The organism is Microseira sp. BLCC-F43, from assembly GCF_041929235.1.
GTDB lineage: Bacteria > Cyanobacteriota > Cyanobacteriia > Cyanobacteriales > Aerosakkonemataceae > Microseira.
Map to the genome: position 1 here is coordinate 1 of NZ_JBHFNP010000265.1, position 2,816 is coordinate 2,816.

The 2,816-nt window shown below is 42.6% G+C and carries 3 protein-coding genes and 1 tRNA gene; 3 read left to right on the forward strand and 1 reads right to left on the reverse strand.

Going from position 1 to position 2,816, the window contains the following annotated elements; translation table 11 throughout:
• The first annotated feature begins 192 nt into the window (after positions 1 to 192).
• Both ACE1CM_RS34895 and ACE1CM_RS34900 read left to right on the forward strand, forming a co-directional pair.
• On the forward strand, positions 193 to 420 hold the full coding sequence (locus ACE1CM_RS34895) for a zinc ribbon domain-containing protein (protein WP_374883488.1): 228 nt from the start codon (positions 193 to 195) through the stop codon (positions 418 to 420).
• A 178-nt stretch (positions 421 to 598) separates the two neighbouring features.
• Positions 599 to 670, forward strand: a tRNA-Gly gene (locus ACE1CM_RS34900).
• 43 nt (positions 671 to 713) lie between these two features.
• On the opposite strand, the gene ACE1CM_RS34905 is transcribed toward ACE1CM_RS34900, so the two are convergent.
• Positions 714 to 1,151: a hypothetical protein gene (locus ACE1CM_RS34905; protein WP_374883489.1), complete on the reverse strand. Its 438-nt coding sequence runs from the start codon at positions 1,149 to 1,151 to the stop codon at positions 714 to 716.
• A 275-nt stretch (positions 1,152 to 1,426) separates the two neighbouring features.
• On the opposite strand from ACE1CM_RS34905, the gene ACE1CM_RS34910 reads away from it, so the two are divergent.
• Positions 1,427 to 2,581 carry an RNA-guided endonuclease InsQ/TnpB family protein gene (locus tag ACE1CM_RS34910; protein ID WP_374883490.1) on the forward strand — a complete coding sequence of 385 codons (1,155 nt, stop codon included), beginning with the start codon at positions 1,427 to 1,429 and terminating at the stop codon, positions 2,579 to 2,581.
• Positions 2,582 to 2,816 lie beyond the last annotated feature (235 nt).

The following is a 2,816-nucleotide window of genomic DNA, read 5'->3' on the forward strand; positions in this document are numbered from 1 at the left end:
CGACCCCGATGGTTACCGCTGTTCGGGGCACGAGCGGAAATTTTATTATGCAATTCCCCCCATTGAGCGCGATGATAACTGCTCAAAAGCTCTCGCCCACTACAATTGAGGTAATGAAAACGGCAGTAAATCATTATACTGGGGAGCGCGATGATAACTGCTCAAAAGCTCTCGCCCACTACAATTGAAGTGATGAAAGCGGCAGTAAATCATTATACTGAAAGAACTCATAGATGTCCTCATTGTGGGCATATACAAGACCGAGACTGGAATGCAGCTATCAACATACTTGAGTTAGCACTCCGTACCGTGGGGCACACGGGAACGTTAAACGCCTCTTTTGACATCGACCTCTGCTTGGGTGGGGCAACTCCTCTAAGTAAGCCGAGTCACAGAAAGAGGAGAGCCAGCAAGAAGTGATTCTTGGAATCCCCTTGCCTTCAGGCATGGGGAGGATGTCAAAAGTGAAAAAGTCTTTGTACCATGCTGTGCCCGCCCCTCATCCCTCAGCGAGCCAAATCTAAAATCCAAAATCTAAAATCCAAAAACCCTTGACAAATCAATTTGATTCTGAGATGCTAGATAAGGTAAAGCAAGTGCGGGCATAGCTCAGCGGTAGAGCGTCACCTTGCCAAGGTGAATGTCGCGCGTTCGAATCGCGTTGCCCGCTTGATTACTGATAGAAATGTGACGACAACAGCACGAATACTGGGTTAAGAATGGTCTAGCAGTTTTGCTACTCTAAAATATTTTTCTGTGGGAGACGATATTTTTTCCAATTCTCTTAACAATCGGTTAGCCTCTACCCAGTTCCTTGTGTCCTTGGCATTCCCTTTCCACTTAATCATCAATTCCCTGACAGCTTCTAAGCGTTCCATCGCTTCTTGACATGACTCAGTGATAGTTGCCTCAGAAGTTGATATCAAGTTTTTAGGGGCTTCTAGGTCCCTCTGAGGATATGCTGCTCTGGCAATGGTAGATTGAACCTGTTTCAGTAATTGGGAAGGAGTAATGAGTGAGGATTCATTGCCGCAAACCCTTTTAAATGCTGCTGCAAGCTGTTGCACGGTTTCTTTGATAGGGCTGGGTATACGGTACATTTCGGTTTTGTAAGGTGCTTTCTTGCCCCTACCACCTTTAGCTAGAACCAAAAGAAGCCTCACATCTCACCCGAAGGGGAGTGTGAGATGAATTTTGGGGCAATGACGAATTGACCTCCGACCAATGTTGACCGACGGTCAACGCGGGAGTGGGGTCGATGAGGAATTGCCAATTTCTGGACTGTCTTGCGATTCAATATACTGCTTCAAAGTTGAGATGGTCACACCGCCCTTTTGAAACAAAATCATTTTTCACAAATCCAGGAACTCTGATACAATCAGTGTAGTCTAAAATCATAACAGTGCGAGTCAGGGGGTGAGTTCCTTTGTTGCTTAACTATCAGTATCGAGCTGATCCAGATACCAATCAAAAACTAGAACTGAATACTTGGTTGAGAATTTGCCAATACTGGTACAACAAGCAACTAGGAGACAGATTTGATTGGTGGGAGAATAACCGCAACAGTATTAATTATTGTTCGATAATCAGTTGTCCGTTGCCTCAACTACGAGATAATCCAGATTTATATTATCAAAAGAAACAGCTTCCTACTCTTAAAGAAGACTTGTTTATAGTTGGTAATTCTGGAGAATTACTAGATTTTACTTGTGTCCCATCTCAAACATTGCAAGATGTTTCTAAACGAGTGGATTTGGCTTTCTATCGCTTTATCAAGGGGGACAGCAATGGTAATCGTAGTGGGAAGCCAAGTTTAAAAAATGCGGCACGTTACCGCAATATGCGGAGTGAAGGACAAGCTATAAAGATTGAACGAATTGAAAAAAACTGGTTATTCTTGTCAATTTCAAAACTCAAAGGTTGGATAAAAGTACGTTTACATCGACCTTTACCTAATGGTTTTGTACTTAAAAATGCACTCTTAACCAAGAAAGCAGATGGTTGGTACATCACAATTTGCCTAGAAGACCCTAACGTACCTGCTTTTACGCCAGATGAAGTAATTCCAACTTGGGATAACACTCTGGGATTGGATGCAGTGTTGCATGAAGACGATTATTTGGCAACTTCGGAAAATACCAAATTACCTTCTTTAAAGTCTTTCAGAAAGTCGGAAAAACGGCGAGCCAAAGTTTCTAATCGTAAATCAGCCAAGAAAAAGATCAGTAGATCGCGTCGAAAATTGGCTAAACGTGAAGCTGCTTTGTATCAACGTATTGCTAGAGCGAGGAAAGACCACGCTTTTAAGACTGCTCATGCCGTAGTTCGGACAAATAAAAAAGTTTTTGTACATGAAGATTTAAACTTAAAAGCTTTGTCGAAGCGAAACAAAGCAAAGCTTGATGAAGATGGTAAGTATTTGCCCAATGGTCAGAGTGCCAAAAGCGGATTAAACAAATCCTGGAATGATGCCGCTTTTGGACAGTTTTTCAAAATCCTAGAATACATAGCTGGAAAAGCACCGGGTGTGGACAATAGCAGTAAAACCTGCATACACATCTCAATTGCTCGCGTATCGTGACGAATTCATCTTCACTGATTGCGACATCCGCGAGTACTGGGATGAATTTGAATTGCTTTGGGTTGATAGGGACATTAATGCTGCTATCAACATAAAGCGCGTGGGGCTGGGACTGTTCGTGCGATTCGTTCTAACGAAACCTAGAAATAGGAGGATGTTAGACATCAGTTAAGTAACCCAAAAGAGTAGAGTTCGCACTTGAATCCTTAACTGATGATAACTAAATCATCTTGTA

Excerpts from the sequence above, each read along its gene's own strand:
- ACE1CM_RS34895 (WP_374883488.1), top strand. The coding sequence starts at position 193 with ATGAAAGCGGCAGTAAATCATTATACTGAAAGAACTCATAGATGTCCT.